Source organism: Janthinobacterium sp. FT14W (assembly GCF_009208755.1).
In the GTDB taxonomy this organism is placed as follows: Bacteria; Pseudomonadota; Gammaproteobacteria; order Burkholderiales; family Burkholderiaceae_D; genus Janthinobacterium; species Janthinobacterium violaceinigrum.
The window spans coordinates 274,285-292,821 of the sequence record NZ_WFLL01000001.1; the positions used below are offsets into that span (position 1 = coordinate 274,285).

Genomic DNA, 18,537 nt, shown 5'->3' on the forward strand with positions numbered 1-18,537 from the left:
TTGGGTAGCGAATAGCACGCCCGTTCGTATAGAACCCAGAAAAAAGACCGAGGAGACAAAATGCATCAAACAAAATTCGCGCTGGCCGTGCTGGCTGCGGCTGTCCTGGCAGGTTGCGGTGGCGCCAGCGGCGGCGATCAAACCTTGAAAGTCAAATACACGGCGCAGGTGTCGTTCGGCGACAGCCTGTCCGACGTCGGTTCGTACGCGGTCGCCGGCGTGGCGGCGAGCGGTGGCGGCAAGTTCACCATCAATGGCGACAATACCAAGATCAATCCTGAACTGACGGGCAAGAACTGGACCGAGCATCTGGCCGCGCAATTCGGCTTGCCGGCGCCATGCGCTGCAGAAACGGGCCTGGAAGGCAGCATTCCTTCCCTGCAGGCTCCGCGCGTCAAGCATGCCGGCTGCTTCGGCTATGCCATGGGCGGTTCGCGCGTCACCAACCCCGTCGGCCCGAACAACAAGTTGGCGGGTGGTGCGCTGGGTGCCCTGACCGTGCCCGTGGTGACGCAGATTGCGAACCACCTGGCCGTTTCCGGCGGCAAGTTCAGCGGCACGGAAGCCGTCTTCGTGATGGCCGGCGGGAATGACGTGCTGTATCTGCTCGGTGCATTGCAAACGGGCGCGACTTCTGCTGGCCAGGCTGCTGGCGCGGCCGCTGGCGCCCAGGCTTTCGCCACCAACCTGGCCATGGCCCTGGCGGCCGGCGCCACCAACCCTGCCACGGCAGCGGCCGCCATCGGCGCCGCCATCCAGACAGCCAGCGCGGCGCCGGGCGCTACGCCGACAACGATCGTCGGTGCCGCGGTGCAAGCGGCCGTGATTGCCGGCAATACAGCGGCCGCTTCGCCTGCCGTGTATGGTCCGCTGGCCGCCAAGGCACAAGCCGATGCGACGGTGACGGGCAACGCTGCCGGCGCCAAGGCCGGTGCCGATTACGCTGCGGCCCAGGGGCCGTCGCTGGTTGCTGCCATGAAACAAGCGGGTACCGAGCTGGTGGCGCTGGTCAAGGATCAGATCATTGCCAAGGGCGCCAACTATGTGGTGGTCAACAACCTGCCTGACGTGGCCGGTACGCCATCGGGCTTGAGCAAGGATGCCAATACCAAGGCGCTCATCAATGCCATGGTCAGCGCCTTCAATGGCGAACTGAGCGGGGGCTTGAACGGCAACGCGAAAGTCTTGCTGGTCGACGTGTTTGCCGTCAGCCATGACCAGGGCGTCAACCCTGGCCCGTACGGCTTGACCAACGTCACGGAAACGGCGTGCGACCTGACGCCAGCGAAAAACTTCCTGGGCAGCTCGCTGGTGTGCAATGGCACGAACCTGAAAGCGGGCGACGTCAGCCACTACGCGTATGCCGACGATGTGCACCCTACGCCGTTCAACAACCTGTTGCTGGCCCGTTATGTGGCCAAGGACATGGTCGTGCGGGGCTGGCTGTAAGGGATGGCCGCGCCAGCTGCATCCCCGCGATGTGGCTGGCGCTGGCAGCGACAAGACTGGATAGCGGGGCTATCCGCACATAATGAATCAGGAGACAAGATGAAGAATCGTTTGAATACCGCTGTACGCGTGCTGGCCGCGGCTGCCGCGATGGCCATGGCGACGGGCGCTTCGGCGCAAAGCGCAGGCACCTGGATGGCCAAGGTCGGCCTCAACAAGATCACGCCGCACGTCGATAGCGGCGACATTTCCGCTCCGGCACTGCCGGGCACGAAAGCGGACGTCAAGTCGGATACCAAGCCCATCCTGACCTTTGCCTACATGATCACGGACAATATTTCCGCTGAAATGATCCTGGGCGTGCCGTACAAGCATGACCTGATCGGTGATGGATCGATCAAAGGCACGGGCAAGCTGGGGACGGCGGAAGCCTTGCCGCCGACGGCCTTCATCCAGTACCGTTTCTTCCAGCCAACGACGAAGATCCGTCCTTACGTGGGCGCGGGCCTCACGTATGCCTATTTCCAGAAGGAAAAAGGCTCGGGCCAGATGACGGCCTTGCTGGATCCGGGTGGATCGCCCGTCACCTACCGCCTGGACAACAAGCTGGCAGGCAGCCTGGTGGTCGGCAGCACCCTGGCCATCAACGAGCGCTGGTTTGCGGATGTGGCCGTGGTTAAGACGTTCCTGAAAACCAAGGCGAAGTTCTCGACGGGGCAGACGCAGGACATCAAGCTCGACCCGGTCGCCGTGAGTGTCAGCATCGGGTACAACTTTACCCTGTAATGCAAAAAAATCCGCCTCGGCGGATTTTTTTTGTCCCGTCGATCAGGCTGGCGGTATATTGAACTTCCCATTGTGGAAAATCAAGGGCGGTTGCGCGGCAAACGCGCATTGTTCCACTTCGCCCACGAAAATGACGTGGTCGCCTTCCGGATAGCGGCTGCGGTTGTGGCATTCGAACCAGGCCGATGCGCCTTTCAGGATGGGCTGGCCCGTGCGCGACAGCTCGTATTCCACGTCGTCGAACGGATTCGGGGTGCGGCGCGAAAAACGCTGCGCCAGTTCCGCCTGGTCGGCGCCCAGCACATTGATCACATAATGCGAGTTGCCGCTGAAAATCGGCATGCTGTTGGCCACGGAACCGAGGCTCCACAGCACCAGGGGGGGCGACAGCGAAACGGAATTGAAGGAACTGGCCGTCAAGCCGCGGAAACTGCCGTCGGCCAGGCGCGTGGTAATGACCGTCACGCCGGTCGCAAACTGCGATAGTGCTTGGCGGAAATGCGTCGTATCGAATTCTTGCGCTGGCGCGCGGGGAGAGCGTGTGTTCATGGGGGACCTGTCTATTTGCTGACATTATGCCAAAAATCGGCCGCGCCAGCGCAATCGTGGCTGGCATGCCCCTATGTGCGGTACGCCGCGCACCGTTTCAAGCGGCGCTGCAGGCCGTGGCGCTTTGCGCTACAGTGGTGAAATGATAAGTCGCAGTGGCGTTGCGGGAGGACATCATGAATCAACAGACGGAAGTGGCGGTACTGGGCGGCGGCTGTTTCTGGTGCCTGGCTGCCGTGTACGGGGAAGTGCGGGGCGTGGCGCGCGTCGAGTCCGGCTACGCGGGAGGCGGCGTGCCCGACCCCACATATGAACAGGTGTGCGCGGGCGGGACGGGCCACGCGGAAGTGGTGCGTCTGGAATTCGATCCCGCCGTCATCAGCTACCACGACTTGCTGGAAATCTTTTTTACGCTGCACGATCCCACCACCGTGAACCGGCAGGGCAACGATGTCGGCACGCAATACCGTTCCGTCATCTATTACCAGTCGGCCGGGCAGGAAAAGGTGGCGCGCAAGGTGCTCGCCGAGATGGCTGGCGTGTGGGATGCGCCCCTCGTCACGCAACTGGCGCCGGCGCCCGCCTTTTACAAGGCCGAGCAATACCACCAGAATTATGTCGAGCAGCACCCCTTGCAGGGCTATTGCGCGCTGGTCGTCGCGCCCAAGGTGGAGAAATTCCGCGCCATGTATGCGGGGCGCCTGAAGTGAGCGCCCCGCGCGCCTGTCAGCTGGCGAGCACGGGCGCCGGGCTGGTGTCCTGCGCATACATGTAGTTGCGCGACCAGGGCAGGGTGGAGGAGCGCCGGCCCGCCTTCACGCAGACGATCTGGTACAGGCTGATCAAATCCTGTTCGAAGGCGTAGGCGCAGCCGGCCAGGTAGACATGCCAGATGCGGAAGCGCCGTTCGCCCGCCAGCGGGCGGATCTGCTCGGCATGGGCTTCGAAATTCTCCGTCCACAGGGCGCAGGTGCGCGCATAGTGGCGCCGCAGGTTTTCCACATCGAGCACTTCCAGCCCGCCTTGCTGCATGGTCTTGAGCACATTGCCGATGTGCGCCAGTTCGCCGTGCGGAAACACATATTTTTCGATGAATTCGCCGCCGCCATACGGCGTTTCGCCATTGTCCGGATCCGTGGAGGTGATGCCGTGGTTCATCGCCATGCCGTCCGGCGCCAGCAGCTTGTTGATGATGCTGAAATACTCGGGCAAATGCTTGAGGCCCACGTGCTCGAACATGCCCACGCTGGTGATGCGGTCGAACTGGCCCGTCACGTCGCGGTAGTCCTGCAGGCGGATGTCGATGAGGTGGGCGAGGCCGGCCGCCTCCACGCGCTCGCGCGCCAGCGCGTACTGGTTTTCCGACAGGGTCACGCCCACGCAGCGGGCGCCATATTGCTGTGCGGCACGAATGACGAGTGCGCCCCAGCCGCAGCCGATGTCGAGCAGGGTCTGGCCCGGCTGCAGCTGGATTTTCTTCAGGATATGGTCGATCTTCTTGACCTGCGCCTGCGCCAGGGTCTCATCGCCGTGTTCGAAATATGCGCAGGAATACACGAGGGCGGGATCGAGAAACTGCTCGTAAAAGGCATTCGACACGTCGTAGTGGTAGCGGATGGCTTCCGCATCCTTGCTCTTGTCGTGCGTAAAGCTGCGCACGATACGGGCCAGCTTGCCTTCCGGTTTCAAGGTATTGCGCGCCAGCGCATTGCAGATGGAAATCATGTCCATCGCCGTGCCTTTCACCTCGATATTGCCTTCCACATAGGCCGAGCCCAGATTGGCCAGCGAGGGATTGAGCAGGTAGCGGGCCGAGGCGGCTGTCGGCAGGCGGATGGTGACGCGCGGCGCTTCGCTGGACAGGTCGACATGCTGGCCGTTCCACAATTCTATGCGCAGCGGCAAGGCGGTCTTGCTGCGGATGCCGGCGATCCAGGACTTGAGTTGGTTTTGTACAAACAAGATGGCCTCCAACGAAGCGGCCGCTGTGGCGGCCGCAAATTGAGAAACAATGTTATTTAGTAACTTCTACCCTCATAGCCTACACCTATATTGAACAGCTTGCTTTGCGCCGCCCTCAAGGCGTGCTTACGGTTGCAAGCGCTGCATGCTCCATTGTCCGTCAGCACCGCGCGTAAACACGATGCGGTCGTGGAAGCGCGAGCGGCGGCCTTGCCAGAATTCGATGCGTTCCGGCTGCAGACGGTAGCCGCCCCAATGGGCGGGGCGGGGCGGCTGGGCGTCGCCGATGGCGGCGGCCACGGCCTCGTAATTGCTTTCCAGCGCGACCCGGCTGGCGATCGGTGTACTTTGCTGCGAGGCAATCGCCGACAAACGGCTTTGCAGGGGGCGCACATTGAAATACTCGTCGCTCTCGGCCGCCGTGGTTTTCACTACCGTGCCTTCGATGCGCACCTGCCGCTCCAGCTCGCGCCAGAAGAACAGCAGGGCCGCGTGCGGGTTGTGCTCCAGCTGCTGGCCCTTGTCGCTGTTGTAATTCGTGTACCAGGTGAAACCCCGTTCGTCGAACTGCTTGACCAGCACGATGCGCGAGCTGGGCTTGCCGTCGGGGCTGACGGTCGCCAGGTCCATGGCGTTCGGCTCGACGACCTGGGCCTTGACGGCTTCGGCGAACCATTTCTGGAACTGGGCGACGGGATCGGCCAGCACGTCCGTCTCGCTCAGGCTGGATTGCACGTAATCGGTGCGCATGGCGGCCAGCCTGGCGGCCGGGTCCGGCGCTTCGGCCGCATCGGGTGCGATGCCGCGGCGGCGCTGCATGGCCGTGCCCAGCTGCGCCATCTGCTGCGCGCTGAACAGGCGCCTGGCCATGGGCGCCAGCTGGCCCTCTTCCTTGGCCATGTGGGCCTGGTAGGCGGCGACATAGTCGCGCACGCCGTCGGCGGACAGCTGCGTGTCCGTGCCGGCGGCGATGGCGTCCAGTTCCGGGCGCAGCGTCAGCCAGGCCTGGTCCATGCGCTGGTGGTCGGCCAGGATCTCCGGCACCAGGGTGGCCAGCAGGGCCGCATCGTCGCCCGTGGCGGTGGCTTGCAGCATGGGCATCAAGTCCTGCTCTTCATCGTCATGGTGCAGATGGGCGGCTTTATTGAAATATTGCAACACCGCCCTGGCTGCCTGCTGTGCGTCCGCCGTGTTGCCGTGCTGTGCCAGATGGCCCAGCAGGTTTTGCAGGGTCGTCAGCTGCTTGCGGATCTTGTCGTGGCAATGCTTGAGCACGGCGATGGGCTGGTCAAAGCCGGGAACGGAGTCGAACAGGGGAGAGGTCATGGCGAGTTCTCGTGGTGGGCGGTGTGGGGGCGCGGCGACAATGTGGCTTGTCGCTGTGTCAATCCGGCTATTTTAGAATATCCGCCAGCGCAGTGTCCGTTAAAATGGCGCCATGCATACCTCCACCAATGAACTAATTTCCATGGACTTGACCGAGATCGATTTTGAACGGCGTTTCGGCGGCATTGCCCGCCTGTACGGCGCGCCCGCGCTGGCACGCTTCCGGGCAGCCCATGTGTGTGTGATCGGCGTGGGCGGCGTCGGTTCCTGGATCGTCGAAGCGCTGGCGCGCAGCGCCATCGGCCGCCTGACCTTGATCGACCTCGACAATGTTGCGGAATCGAACATCAACCGCCAGATCCAGGCCATGAGCGACACCATCGGCAAGGCCAAGATCACGGCGCTGGCCGAACGCATCGAACTGATCAACCCGTTTTGCCAGGTCACGCAGATCGAGGATTTCATTACCCCCGAGAACCTGGAACAATTGCTGGGCGGGCGCGATTTCGACTACCTGGTCGACGCCATCGACAATGCCAAGGCCAAGGCCGCCGCGATCGCGTATTGCCGCGCGCGCAATGTGCCCATGCTGACCATCGGCAGCGCGGGCGGGCAGACGGACCCGACCCTGATCGCCGTGCGCGACCTGTCGAAGACGGAACAGGAACCGCTGCTCAAGCGGGTACGAAAACTGTTGCGCACTGAATATGGTTTCCCCCGTGGCGTGAAAAACAAATTCAATGTCGACGCCGTGTTTTCCATGGAACCGTTGAGCACGCCCGAGAGCGCCGAAGCGTGCGCCATCGACGGCAGCGCGCCCGCCGGCGTGACGGGCCTGAACTGCGCCGGCTTCGGCTCCAGCGTGGTGGTGACGGCCAGCTTCGGCATGGTGGCGGCCGCGCACGCGCTGAAAAGCTTGCGCCAGGACCAGCTTGCCGCAGCGCCAGCACCAGTGCCGGACGTCGCCTAAGCCAGTTGCCGGCTGGCCAGGATGCGGTAGTCGCCGCTGCTTTTCAGCGATTCCACCAGTACCAGTTCGCTTGCCTGCCAGGCGATGGGCGCGAAGTCCTGGCCGGCCGGCGGCGGCGCCTGGCGCGCCAGGGTCACGTGCGGCGTGAAACGGTCGTGCTCGAAGCGGGGCGCCAGCGCCTGTTGCGCCAGGGCGCGCATGCAGGCCGCGCGCAAGTCCAGCAGGGCTGGCGATGGCTGCGCCAGGGCGGCCCAGGCCAGCGCCAGCTTCGTGAAGTGGCTGGCGTGATCGAACAGCAGGGGCATGGCGCGCGCCGGCATCTGCGCCAGGATAGCGAGCAGGGCCGGCAAGTCGCTGGCCGGGCGCTGTCCCAGGAAAGCCAGGGTCAGGTGCAGTTTCTCCGCGCGCACGGGCTGGCCTTGCAATTGCGCCTGCCAGGCCGCCAGCGCTGCGCGCGTGGCGTCGTCGGGCCACAGGGCGTAAAACAGGCGGGGAGTGTGTGTATCGGGCGACAAGTTTTTCATATCGTTGCGGCGGTTTGCTATTATTGGCGTTCCCTGCCGGTTCGCTGGCGCAGGGATCTCACCGAAACTCACTGAAAGAATACATCATGACGCGTAGCTCCGTTTTGTTTGCCCTGATCTGCTCCGTCGCCGCGTCGCTGGCGCAGGCACAGGCGCCAGCGCCTGTTCCCGCCTCCGCCGTATCGCTGAGCCCTGGCCCTGCCGCCGATAAATTGATTCTGATCGACAACAAGGTCGGCACGGGCAAGGAAGCGTCCGTCGGCAGCAACGTCACCGTGCACTACACGGGCTGGCTGTACCGTCCCCTGGCGAAAGATTCGCGCGGCAAGAAGTTCGACAGCTCCGTGGGCCGCGGCCCGTTTGATTTCCCGCTCGGCAAGGGCATGGTCATCAAGGGCTGGGACCAGGGCGTGGCCGGCATGAAAGTGGGCGGCAAGCGCACCCTGATCATTCCTGGCGAACTGGCCTACGGCCCGCGCGGCGCCGGCAATGGCGACATTCCGCCGAACTCGGCACTGATCTTCGACGTGGAATTGCTGGACGTTAAGTAATTCTTCCGTTCGGCGGCGGCGCATGTTTGCGCCGCCGCCATCTGCAGGTAGCAAAATGTTCAGGCAAGGCATGGCAACAACGCCATGAACTTTTTGTTGAGTGTCTTGAAACGCGGTAGACTGGGTTCTTCTGTAATTGCTGTGGAGACCACACCCATGAACATCGCCAACGACGTCACTGAACTGATCGGCAACACCCCTCTGGTGCGCATCAACCGCATCGCCGCCGGCAGCGTGGCCACCATCCTGGCCAAACTCGAATTCTACAATCCCGCGCACAGCGTCAAGGACCGTATCGGCCTGTCCATGATCGTTGCCGCCGAAGCGGCAGGCAAGATCCATCCCGACACCGTCATCGTCGAACCCACCAGCGGCAACACGGGCATCGCGCTGGCCATGGTGTGCGCCGCGCGCGGCTACCGCTGCACCCTCGTCATGCCCGACACCATGAGCCGCGAGCGGCGCATCCTGCTGCGCGCCTATGGCGCCGAACTGGTGCTCACGCCCGGCAGCGAAGGCATGCTGGGCGCCATCCGCAAGGCAGAGGAGCTGGTGGCGGCCGACTCGCGCTATCTGATGCTGCAGCAATTCAATAATCCCGCCAATCCCGCCATCCACCGCGCCACGACGGCAGAGGAAATCTGGCGCGATACGGATGGGCAAGTGGACATCGTCGTGGCCGGCGTGGGCACGGGCGGCACGATCACGGGCATCGGCGAAGTGCTCAAGGAGCGCAAGCCTGGCCTGCAAGTGATTGCCGTGGAACCGGAAGCGTCGCCGATGTTGTCGAAGGGCACGAAAGGACCGCACCCGATCCAGGGCATCGGCGCCGGCTTCGTGCCGCAGATCCTGAACACGACCATCTACGACGAGATCATCTGCGTGAAGAACGACGATGCCTTCGCCACGGCGCGCCTGGCCGCCAGCGACGAAGGCTTGCTGGTCGGCATCTCGTCGGGCGCCGCCCTGTGGGCTGCCCTGCAAGTGGCGCGCCGTCCGGAAAATGCGGGCAAGACCATCGTCACCATCATTCCGTCGTTTGGCGAGCGCTACTTGAGCACGGCCCTGTACGCGGGCCTGGGCGACTGATCCTGATCAAACAGTAGCGACAGGTCTATCTTTTCCGCCAGCGCCCGGTTGCCCGCATCGCCCGGGTGCAGGCGGTCGCCCGAATCGTAGGCGGGCAGCAGGCGCAGCGGATGCTCAGGGTCGCGCGTCCACGCGTCGAAGTCGAGCACGGCGTCGAAAGTGCCGCTGGCGCGTATCCACGCGTTCAATTGCTGGCGCAGCGCATCTTTATCAGGCTGGTAATAGTCGTCCAGGGGCGTGCCGGGCAGGGCGCCCGCGAACGGCGTCAGGGTGGCGCCGACCACGCGCACGCCGCGGCTGCGGGCGCGGGCGACCAGCCGGGCGTAGCCGGCTGTCAATTCTTCCAGCGTGGGCCTTTGTTCCTGTGGCGCGAACGCCGTGCCGGGCCAGCTGATGTCATTGATTCCCAACAAGACGACCACCGTGCGCACGCCCGGCTGCGCCAGCACGTCGCGCTCGAAGCGGGCCAGGGCGCTCTCGCCCATGCCGTCGGACAACAGCCTCCCGCCGGAAATGCCCGCATTGATCACGGCCACGCCATGCGGCGCCAGGCGGGCGGCGAGGAAATCCGGCCAGCGGGTGTCCTGCCCCAGGCTGGCGCTGGCGCCGTCCGTGATCGAGTCTCCCAGGATGGCCACGGCTTGCGCGGCCGGCGCCGCCTCGACCTCGATGGCGCTCAGCAGCAGGCGCGCCGTGGTGGTCTGCACGCCGGGCTGCGCGGCATCGATGCGGGCGGCACGCGTCTGGTCGCGCGGCGCGATCCACGCCGTCTCGCGGCCATCCCAGTGAAACGTGGATGCCGGACTGGGCTGCGGCAGGTGGACGCTCACCGTCAGCCGGGCCAGGTCCGGCACGGACAGTTCGACGGGGTCGCTGACGAGGGGGGCGCCCGGCGCTGCCGTGGCCGAGGGCATGCCGGCAAAGGTCAGCGTGCGCAGGCTGACCGGGCGGATCGCCGATGCGCTGTCCGCCAGGGCCACGGTGGCCGCGCCGATGCGCAGCGGCACCTTGCCGTAGGCATTCGACAGCACGATGCGCACGCGGGGGCCGCCCACGCTGATGCGCGCCACCTGGCGCACGGTCTGGTCGCGCAACACGGCCGGCACGTTGCTGGGAAACAGGAAATCGGCGCCCCACACGGCTTGCGGGCTGGCCGTCCAGCTGGCCAGCCAGGCCGGGGTGGGAGCGGTATCGGCGGCCCGCGCCGGGGCGGCGTTCAGGGCCAGGGCCAGCAGGGCGGCGGGGAGGGCAGGGTATCGGTGCATGGCGGTTCGCTTCATCAAGGGGAATGTGCGCATGATGCAAGCAAAGCCATTTATGCACTAGACTATCTCATCGAAGAACATTTATGAGTTGAATTCACAATGGCCAGACTGGATGTCAACCGCTCCGGCGAGCTGGAAGTATTCGTGCGCGTGGTCGAGCTGGGAGGTTTTTCCGCCGCTGCGCGCGCCTGCGGCATGACGCCGTCGGCCGTCAGCAAGCTCGTCTCGCGGCTGGAAGAGCGCCTGGGCGCGCGCCTGCTGAACCGTTCCACGCGCCAGCTGCAGCTGACGGCCGAGGGCTGCGGCCTGTACGAGCGGGGCAGGCAGGTGCTGGCGGCCCTGGACGAGGCCGAGCGCTGCGCGGGCGCACAGGATGTGCCGCGCGGCAAAATACGCGTCAATGCGAACGTGCCGTTCGGCCAGCATTTTTTGCTGCCGCTGGCGCCGCTGTTTCTCGAACGCTATCCGGACGTGACGCTCGACATCGTGCTCACGGATGCCGTGGTCGATATCCTGGAGCAGCGCACGGACGTGGCCGTGCGGGCCGGTCCCCTGAAAAGTTCCGGCTTGCTGGCGCGCAAACTGGGCCAGACGCGCATGGCGATCGTGGCATCGCCATCCTACCTGGCGCGGCGCGGCACGCCGCTGCTGGCGGCCGAGCTGGCGTCGCACAACTTGCTCGACGCCAATTATGCGCGCGCCCGCTCCGGCTGGCCGCTGCGCCTGCCCGAGGGCGATATCGTCGTGCCCGTCACGGGCAATGCGCAGGCCAGCGATGGCGAAGCCTTGCGGCAACTGGCGCTGGCGGGACTGGGACTGGCACGCCTGGCCGCCTTCCAGGTGCGCGCCGATATCGCGGCCGGCCGTTTGCAGGCGCTGCTGGAAGAGTGCAATCCGGGCGACAGCGAAGACGTGCATGCCGTGTTCGTGGGGCAAGGCGGGCATGTGCCGCTGCGCGTGCGCGTCTTTCTCGATTTCCTGGCGCAGCATGTCGACCTGGGGTGATGCGACGGGCTACAGGCGGACACGGCCGCGCAGTACAATATCGGCATACAACAAATACGGTCCGCAATGGTTCGGCCCGTATCGTGTCTCTGAATGGAAATATGTTCCTGGTAAAACCTGAACGCCGCCGCCTGCTGCAGGTGGGCGCGACCGTGGCTGTCATCGCGCTGGGCCTGGCCTCGCGCGCCTATCCCCAATTCCTTCCCGCCGCGCTGGGAAAATATCCTGGCGATGCCCTGTGGGCCATGATGATCGTCTTTGCGCTGGGCGCCTTCGCCACGCGCATGCGCACGTGGCAACTGGCGTTGACGGCCTTGCTGATCTGCTTTGCCGTGGAATTTGGCCAGCTGGTCCGGACGCCGTGGCTGGTCGAACTGCGTGCCCATCCGCTGGGGCACCTGGTGCTGGGTTCCACCTTCGGCTGGACCGACCTGCTCGCCTACACGGCGGGCGTGGCGATGGCGGCGCTGGTCGATGCAGCGGCGCTGTTCAAGCGCCGCTGAATCCGCTTACTTGACGTTACCCTCCGCATCGCGCAATTCCACGGGCGCCAGTTTCAGCTTGCCCAGCTGCGGGGCGATCTTTGCCTTGTCGCCCACGCCGATGACGACCAGCGTGTCCGGCTGCAGGTATTTTTTCGCCACCTGCTGCACCTGCTTGTCCGTCACGCTGGCAAAGCGCTGCGGCAAGGTGGTGTAGTAGTCGAGACCCAGGCCGTAGATATACGCGTTGGCCATGCTGGCGCTGATGCTGGCATTCGTCTCGAACTGGCCGGGCAAGGACAGCACCTGCGCATTGCGCGCATTCGCCAATTCCTTGCCGCTCAAGGGCTTGGCGATCATGGCGCGGATTTCCTTGAAGGTTTCCGACACGGCCGGACCCGTTACATCGGTGCGCACGCTGGCGGCAATCGAGAATGGACCAGGCTGGCTACGGTACTGGAATTGCGAGCGCACGCCATATGTATAGCCCTTTTCCTCGCGCAAGTTGGTGTTCAGGCGGCTGGTAAACAAGCCGCCCAGCGCCGCGTTCATCACTTGCAGCGGCGCGTAGTCGGGCGTGGCGCGCGGCACGGCGATGTTGGCCAGGCGCACGGCCGTTTGCGGCGCGCCCGGCTTGTCGACGAGGATCAGCCTGGCCTTCGTCGTGTGCGGCGCGGCCGCCACGGCCGGCGCCACGGTGCCCGCCTTCCAGGCGCCGAACTTCGCTTCGGCCAGCGCCTTCAATTCCGCTTCGAGGATATCGCCCGAGACGATCAGCGCCGCATTGTTCGGCAGATAGTGCTGCTGCCAGAAACCGTGCAGGTCGGCGCGGCTGGCCGCCTTCAGCGCCGCTTCCGTGCCCAGCTGGATGTAGCCGTACGGATGCTGCGGGCCATACAGGGCAGCCGCTTCCACGCGGGCCGCCACGGCGCCCGCATTCTCGCGCTGCTGGGCCAGTTGTCCGATGCGGCTGGCGCGCTGGCGCTCCACCTCTTCTTGCGGGAACTGCGGATGCAGCACCACGTCGGCCAGCACGTCGAGCGCCTGCGGGAAGGTCGATTTGAGCGACGTCAGCTGGGCAAACGAGGCATCCGCGCCGGAGCCGGTGCTGAGCAGGGCGCCCAGCTGCGCCACGTCGTCGGCGATTTGCGGCGCGCTGCGCGTGGCAGTGCCTTCCTGCAGCAATTGCGCCGTAAAGCTGGACAAGCCCGGCTGCGCCAGCGGATTGGCGCCCGAGCCGCTTTTGATCACCAGCTGGCTGGAAACGAGGGGCACGGCAGGGTTGTAGTGGTGGATCACGGTCAGGCCGTTCGCCAGCGTGAACGATTTTCCTTGCGGTAGCACGATCTTCGGCGCGGGACCGGCCTTCGGCACCGTGTTGCGCCATGGCTCGTCGGCATTGATGGCCGTGCCTGGCGCAGGCTTGACCTTGCCCGGCGCCGGCGTCGGCACTTCCGCGCCCAGGTCCGGCGTGCCGGGCACGCCATACACGACCACGCGCGACTGGTTCTTCAGGTAAGTGTCGACGGCGCGCTGCACGCCGGCCGCCGTCACCTGGCGGTAGCGTTCGATATCCTTGGCCAGGTAGCCGGGGTCGCCCAGGTACTGGTTGTATTCGTTGAGCAAGTTGGCCACGCCGTGGCCGCCCATTTTTTCCACCTGGCTCAGCATGCTCGTTTCGATGCTGTTGCGCGCGCGCTCCAGTTCCTTCTCGGTGGGGCCCTTGGCGCGCAGCTGTTCCAGCTCCGCCTGCAGGGCTTGCTCGATTTCCTCGGGCTGGTGGCCGGGGCGCGCCGTCGCGTCGATGGTGAAGACGGAAGTGAGCGCGTTGGAACCCTGGCTGGCGCCCACGTCCTGGGCGATCTGCTTGTCGTACACGAGGGATTTATACAGGCGGCTGGACTTGCCGCCGGCCAGGATGTGCGCGGCCATCGACAGTTCCGCATCATCCCCGGCATAGGCCGAAGGCGTCAGCCAGGCCATGAAGACGCGCGGCAATTCCACCCGGTCCTGCACCACGACACGGCGTTCCTGCGTGATGGGCGGCGTCACGACGTCGGGTTTCGGCACGGCCGGGCCGCTCTTGAAGCTGCCGAAGTATTTATTCACCAGCTCCTTGGTCTTGGCCTTGTCGATGTCGCCGGCAATCACCAGGCTGGCGTTGTTGGGGCCGTAGTATTTGCTGAAGAATTCCTTGATGTCGGCCAGTTTCGCGTTCTGGATATCCGCGTGCGAACCGATGACGCTGGCGTAATACGGGTGGGTCTTGGGAAACAGCTGGTGGTACAGCGCTTCCTGCACGATGCCGTAGGGGGCGTTTTCCACGCTCTGGCGGCGCTCGTTGCGCACCACGTCCTGCTGGTTCGTCAGCGCCGTCTGGTCGAGCACGTCAAGCAGGTAGCCCATGCGGTCGGAATGCGTCCACAGGGCCAGTTCCAGCTGGTTCGACGGCACCGTGTCGAAATAATTGGTGCGGTCGAAATCCGTGCTGCCATTCGAATCGGTGGCGCCCGCCCCTTCCAGCAGCTGGTCGGCCATGCCGCGCGGCACGTGCTTGGTGGCGGCAAACATCATGTGTTCGAACAGGTGGGCAAAGCCCGTCAGCCCCGGCGCTTCATTCGCGGGACCCACGTGGTACCAGATATTGACGGCCGTGACGGGCAATTTATGGTCTTCCACGAGAATGACGTCGAGGCCGTTCGGCAAGGTGTATTTTTCGTAGGCAATATTGGGCACGGCCGTCGCGCCCATGGGCGCCGTCGCGGCCGCATCGGCGGCGTGGGTCAGGCGCATGGGGGCGCCGTACAGCGACAGCAGCAGGGCGGGGAGGGCCAGCAGTTTGATCGGTTTCATGCATGCTTCCAGGCTAGGGTGGGGAAGACGCTGCTGCCCGCTCGTGGCTGGCGCAGCGCGACGGTGCTACGGTCGGTGCTACGGTTTATACAGCAGGGCTGCGCCGCCCAGCACCAGCAGTGCGCAGGCGATGGAGACGACGGCGGCCGCGCCCAGCAAGCGCCATTCGCGCGGCGTAAACCAGACGGCTGGCGCAGTCGCATTACCGGCAGGGCTGCTCAGGGCGGCTGGCGGCAGCTCAGGCAAGCCGCCAGCCGCGCGCGCCTGCGACGCCAGCGCTTGCGTGGCGGCGTCCAGCAGGGCCAACTGGCGCTCGACGGTTTCCGCCAGCACCGCTTCGTTCAACGCCACCAGGGCGAATATCGGGTCGTCGACGTCGATCTTGATGCCCGTCTTGTCGAACACGTGGCTGCGCAGTTTGTGCTGGTCCATCTACCATTGCACCTTGTCGAGTTGTTCGAAGATGTCGCGGTAGACGACCTTGATGCGCTGTTTTTCCATGATGTTGAACTTGTCGTTCTGCAGCACTTCCTGCATCGTCAGGCGCGCCGTGTTCATTTTCTTGACGTCCGCGCCGAAGGTGTCGGGATTGCGCTGGCTCAAGGTAATGCTGCCTTTCACGCGCGCGCGGTTGTCGCTGTACGACTGCGATTCGACAAACTGCTTGCCGGACGCCGATTGCAGCAGGCCGAAATGTTCGTTTTGCCACAGTACCAGCGGCACCTTGGTCGATTGCGCCGTGGCGACAAAGCCCGTGGCCGTGTCGTGCAGGGTGTCGCCGCCGCCGACGATGGTGTGGATATACACTTTGCGGCCCGATTCTTCCAGCAGCGAGAAGCAGTCGTTTTCCAGCAGATAGCCCATCAGCGGCGAAAAGGTATTGGCGCCATTGTCGATCACGCAGTTGCCGTCCGCTTCGAGGATGTCGATCATCAGGGCGTCGAAGCGTTTCGGGTCGATGTTGCGCGCATCCGTCATCACGGGCACGTGCTTGACCTGCATCGCCTTGTAGCGCGAAAAAGTGGCGTTTTCCTGATCGGTGTCATAGCAGCGCAAGGGCGTGTCGTCCTTGCCGCCTATCCATTGGGCCAGCAGGGTCGAAACCAGGGTCTTGCCGATGCCGCCCTTGCCCTGCAGGATGAAATGTACCGTGTTTTGCATTGCGACTACTCCAAGTTGTTGCGTCAGTGACAATCAAAGATACGTGGCAGGGGCGCGGGCGCCCGGCTAGGCCACGACTGGCATTTTTACCACAATCCTTTGCAAATATGCCATGCGCAAGAGCGAATCTGGTTATGATGTTAATCAGGATACCATTGATGTAGAGCAAGTTTTGTGTGAAAAATCCACCCCAGAGTGTGAACGAGGACGCAGTGCCGATCTCCAGTCTCGATAAAGCCGACATTGACCGTCTGAATCAGCAGGCCCTGTCCTGCCTGGTCGGCAACCGCCGCCAGGCGCGGCGGCTGGCGCAGATGGCGCTGGCGGCGGCGCAACGGCAACAGTATGCGCGCGGCGACGCGTATGCGGAACTCAATCATTGCTGGCTCGCGTATTACGGCGGCGAGGCGGAACCGTCGTGCGAGCGCCTGCGTGCGTATTTCCAGCAGAGCGGCGACCTGGAAGGGGGCATGGAAGTGGCGGCCCTGCAGGGCGCGTATGCGAGCCGGCGCGGCGATTTTGCCGATGCCGAGCAGCATTTCCTGCAGGCGCGCAGCCAGGCCGCGCAGATCCCCGACTCGCTGCACAAGTTCATGCTGTACGCGCGCCTGGGCGTCGATGCCCTGAACCGCGGCGATACGCAGGACGGTCCGCGCAATTTTTTGCTGGCGCTCGATATCGCCGAGCGCTTCGGCAGCCCCGCGCACCGCGTCAACAGCCTGTCGAACCTGGCGTCGTCGCAGCACGACCTGGGCAACGATGAAGACGCCATCCCCCTGCTGGTCGAGGCGCTCGACATCATCGGCACGCAAAAGCTCAAATACCAGCAAACCATCGTCTCGGCCAACCTGGCCATGTGTTTATTGGCCACGGGCAAGCCGGCCGAGGCGCTGGCGCTGGTGGAACCGTTTTACGAGTGGCCGGAAGAAGACCTGGCGATCCGCGCCTTTTTGTTCTGCATCGCCGCCCACGCCGCCATCCTGCTGCAGCAGCCCGCCAGCGCGCTGCAATTGCTGCTGCGGGCCGAAGAGTATGCGCGCCGGGGCCAGGACCTGGAAGAGCAGATGCATGCGTGGCTGGTGCGCGGCAAGCTGGACCTGCACGCGGGCCAGACGGTGCAGGCGCTGGCGTCGCTGACGCAGGCGCACAGCCTGCTGAGCTGGACGCGCAATCCGTTTCACCAGCAGCAGATTCTGCGGGGACTGGCCGACATCAATGCCCAGCTGGGCGAATGGCAGGCCGCGTACGGTTTCCTGCAGCAATACCAGGCCGCGTTCGAGGCCAGCAGCAAGTCGGCGCGCGCCTCGCGCAGCCTGATGCGCAACCTGGAAAAGGAAATGCACAGCCTGAAGGCCGAGCGCGACAAGGCGCTGGAGCTGCAGGCGGCGCGCGAATCGGAAAACGTCAAGCTCGAGCACCTGAACCGCGAACTGGCGCACCAGATCCTGCATGTCAATTCCCTGCAGGACAGCCTGAAGGAACAGGCCATGCGCGACCACCTGACGGGCCTGTACAACCGCCGCCATTTTGAAACCTGCCTCAATGCCATCCTGCACGCGGCCGATGCGGATGCGCCCGTGGCCATCGCCATCATCGACCTGGATTTCTTCAAGCGCGTCAACGACACGTACGGGCATAATTTTGGCGATGAAGTGCTGATCCAGTTCGCGCGCCTGGTGGAAAGCCAGCTGCGCGGCAGCGACATGGTGTGCCGTTATGGCGGCGAGGAATTCTGCCTGCTGTTGCGCGAAGCCGACAGCGTCATCGCCGCGTACAAGATCGACGATATCGCCGCGCGCTACCGCCAGCTGCTGATCCGGCAGGCGCCGCACAGCTTGTCGGGGTGCACCTTTTCGGCGGGCATCGCCGAGTATCCGCGCCACGGCGCGGGCCGCCACGAATTGCTGATGCGCGCCGACAGCGCCCTGTATGCGGCCAAACAGGCGGGCCGCGACCGCGCCTGCATCGCTGAGATCAGTTGATAAATCGCACCAGCCCCTGCAGGGCATGGACGACGGCCTGTTCGCGCACGGCTTGCCGGTCGCCCGCAAACACCCGCCGCTCCGTCTGCACGTGGCCGGCGCGGGCCCAGCCGAAGCAGACGGTGCCCACCGGCTTGCCGGGCACGCCGCCCGTGGGACCGGCGATGCCCGTGGTCGAGACGGCCACCTGGGCTGGGCTGTGGGCCAGGGCGCCCTGCGCCATGGCGGCGGCCACTTCTTCGCTGACGGCGCCGTGTGCCGCGATCAGCCCGGCGGGCACGCCCAGCATGCTGCTCTTGGCCCCGTTCGAATAGGTGACGAAGCCCCGTTCGAACCAGGCGCTCGAGCCTGAAACCTCGGTGACGGCCTGCGCCACGCCGCCGCCCGTGCACGATTCGGCCGTGGCCAGCAGCAGGCCCTTCGCCTGCAAGGCCTGGCCGAGCTCGGTGGAAAGGGAAACGAGGGCGTTGCTCATGGATGACTCCTGCGTGCGGTGGGAATGGTGGCAAGACTGTAGCATGGCCCACGGTAAAATAAACTTTCCCCGGTATCAGCGAAAATGCGTACACTCTTTTATACATTT

The 18,537-nt window shown here is 64.6% G+C and carries 18 protein-coding genes; 9 read left to right on the forward strand and 9 right to left on the reverse strand.

The genetic code is table 11. The annotated features are described in order from the left end of the window. The first annotated feature begins 60 nt into the window (after positions 1–60). The gene (locus tag GCN74_RS01220) at positions 61–1,449 is read left to right on the forward strand and encodes an SGNH/GDSL hydrolase family protein (RefSeq protein WP_152254960.1); all 1,389 of its coding nucleotides are present in this window, start codon (positions 61–63) and stop codon (positions 1,447–1,449) included. 99 nt (positions 1,450–1,548) lie between these two features. Next, positions 1,549–2,235 (forward strand): OmpW/AlkL family protein, encoded by a 687-nt coding sequence (locus GCN74_RS01225; protein WP_193316921.1) that lies wholly within the window; start codon positions 1,549–1,551, stop codon positions 2,233–2,235. A gap of 42 nt (positions 2,236–2,277) precedes the next feature. On the opposite strand, the gene GCN74_RS01230 is transcribed toward GCN74_RS01225, so the two are convergent. Continuing rightward, positions 2,278–2,784, reverse strand: coding sequence for a flavin reductase family protein (locus tag GCN74_RS01230; protein WP_152254961.1), 507 nt, complete (start codon positions 2,782–2,784; stop codon positions 2,278–2,280). A gap of 176 nt (positions 2,785–2,960) precedes the next feature. Between GCN74_RS01230 and msrA the strand changes: the two genes are divergently transcribed. Beyond that, the gene (gene msrA, locus GCN74_RS01235; RefSeq protein WP_152254962.1) at positions 2,961–3,494 is read left to right on the forward strand and encodes a peptide-methionine (S)-S-oxide reductase MsrA; all 534 of its coding nucleotides are present in this window, start codon (positions 2,961–2,963) and stop codon (positions 3,492–3,494) included. Between the two features lie 16 nt (positions 3,495–3,510). On the opposite strand, the gene GCN74_RS01240 is transcribed toward msrA, so the two are convergent. Next, positions 3,511–4,746 (reverse strand): SAM-dependent methyltransferase, encoded by a 1,236-nt coding sequence (locus tag GCN74_RS01240; RefSeq protein ID WP_152254963.1) that lies wholly within the window; start codon positions 4,744–4,746, stop codon positions 3,511–3,513. A 126-nt stretch (positions 4,747–4,872) separates the two neighbouring features. Beyond that, the gene (gene pdxH / locus GCN74_RS01245) at positions 4,873–6,072 is read right to left on the reverse strand and encodes a pyridoxamine 5'-phosphate oxidase (RefSeq protein ID WP_152254964.1); all 1,200 of its coding nucleotides are present in this window, start codon (positions 6,070–6,072) and stop codon (positions 4,873–4,875) included. A gap of 112 nt (positions 6,073–6,184) precedes the next feature. Between pdxH and GCN74_RS01250 the strand changes: the two genes are divergently transcribed. Continuing rightward, on the forward strand, positions 6,185–7,042 hold the full coding sequence (locus GCN74_RS01250; RefSeq protein ID WP_226938804.1) for a ThiF family adenylyltransferase: 858 nt from the start codon (positions 6,185–6,187) through the stop codon (positions 7,040–7,042). On the opposite strand, the gene thpR is transcribed toward GCN74_RS01250, so the two are convergent. Beyond that, positions 7,039–7,557, reverse strand: a complete 519-nt coding sequence (thpR, locus tag GCN74_RS01255; RefSeq protein ID WP_193316922.1) for an RNA 2',3'-cyclic phosphodiesterase — start codon at positions 7,555–7,557, stop codon at positions 7,039–7,041. The genes GCN74_RS01250 and thpR overlap by 4 nt on opposite strands. A gap of 95 nt (positions 7,558–7,652) precedes the next feature. On the opposite strand from thpR, the gene GCN74_RS01260 reads away from it, so the two are divergent. Together GCN74_RS01260 and cysK are read left to right on the forward strand one after the other, a co-directional pair. After that, positions 7,653–8,117, forward strand: coding sequence for an FKBP-type peptidyl-prolyl cis-trans isomerase (locus GCN74_RS01260; RefSeq protein WP_152254966.1), 465 nt, complete (start codon positions 7,653–7,655; stop codon positions 8,115–8,117). 156 nt (positions 8,118–8,273) lie between these two features. After that, positions 8,274–9,206 carry a cysteine synthase A gene (gene cysK / locus GCN74_RS01265; protein ID WP_152254967.1) on the forward strand — a complete coding sequence of 311 codons (933 nt, stop codon included), beginning with the start codon at positions 8,274–8,276 and terminating at the stop codon, positions 9,204–9,206. On the opposite strand, the gene GCN74_RS01270 is transcribed toward cysK, so the two are convergent. Next, positions 9,167–10,471 (reverse strand): SGNH/GDSL hydrolase family protein, encoded by a 1,305-nt coding sequence (locus GCN74_RS01270; protein ID WP_193316923.1) that lies wholly within the window; start codon positions 10,469–10,471, stop codon positions 9,167–9,169. The genes cysK and GCN74_RS01270 overlap by 40 nt on opposite strands. Positions 10,472–10,570: 99 nt before the next feature. Between GCN74_RS01270 and GCN74_RS01275 the strand changes: the two genes are divergently transcribed. Continuing rightward, the gene (locus GCN74_RS01275; RefSeq protein ID WP_152254969.1) at positions 10,571–11,476 is read left to right on the forward strand and encodes a LysR family transcriptional regulator; all 906 of its coding nucleotides are present in this window, start codon (positions 10,571–10,573) and stop codon (positions 11,474–11,476) included. Between the two features lie 101 nt (positions 11,477–11,577). Further along, entirely contained in the window at positions 11,578–11,979 is a 402-nt protein-coding gene (locus tag GCN74_RS01280; protein WP_152254970.1) for a DUF2809 domain-containing protein, read from the forward strand. Positions 11,980–11,985: 6 nt separating this feature from the next. On the opposite strand, the gene GCN74_RS01285 is transcribed toward GCN74_RS01280, so the two are convergent. The 3 genes from GCN74_RS01285 to GCN74_RS01295 all read right to left on the reverse strand — a co-directional run bounded on the left by GCN74_RS01285 (position 11,986) and on the right by GCN74_RS01295 (position 15,972). Continuing rightward, positions 11,986–14,811, reverse strand: a complete 2,826-nt coding sequence (locus tag GCN74_RS01285; RefSeq protein WP_152254971.1) for a M16 family metallopeptidase — start codon at positions 14,809–14,811, stop codon at positions 11,986–11,988. Between the two features lie 78 nt (positions 14,812–14,889). Beyond that, on the reverse strand, positions 14,890–15,243 hold the full coding sequence (locus tag GCN74_RS01290; RefSeq protein WP_193316924.1) for a hypothetical protein: 354 nt from the start codon (positions 15,241–15,243) through the stop codon (positions 14,890–14,892). Beyond that, positions 15,244–15,972, reverse strand: coding sequence for a hypothetical protein (locus tag GCN74_RS01295; protein WP_152254972.1), 729 nt, complete (start codon positions 15,970–15,972; stop codon positions 15,244–15,246). A gap of 212 nt (positions 15,973–16,184) precedes the next feature. Here GCN74_RS01295 and GCN74_RS01300 point away from each other — a divergent pair, with 212 nt between their 5' ends. Further along, positions 16,185–17,954: a sensor domain-containing diguanylate cyclase gene (locus GCN74_RS01300; protein WP_226938805.1), complete on the forward strand. Its 1,770-nt coding sequence runs from the start codon at positions 16,185–16,187 to the stop codon at positions 17,952–17,954. Here the strand turns inward: GCN74_RS01300 and GCN74_RS01305 are convergent. Further along, complete coding sequence (locus GCN74_RS01305) at positions 17,947–18,429, reverse strand: CinA family protein (protein ID WP_152254973.1); 483 nt, start codon at positions 18,427–18,429, stop codon at positions 17,947–17,949. The two genes, GCN74_RS01300 and GCN74_RS01305, sit on opposite strands and share 8 nt — an antisense overlap. Between the last annotated feature and the right edge of the window lie 108 nt (positions 18,430–18,537).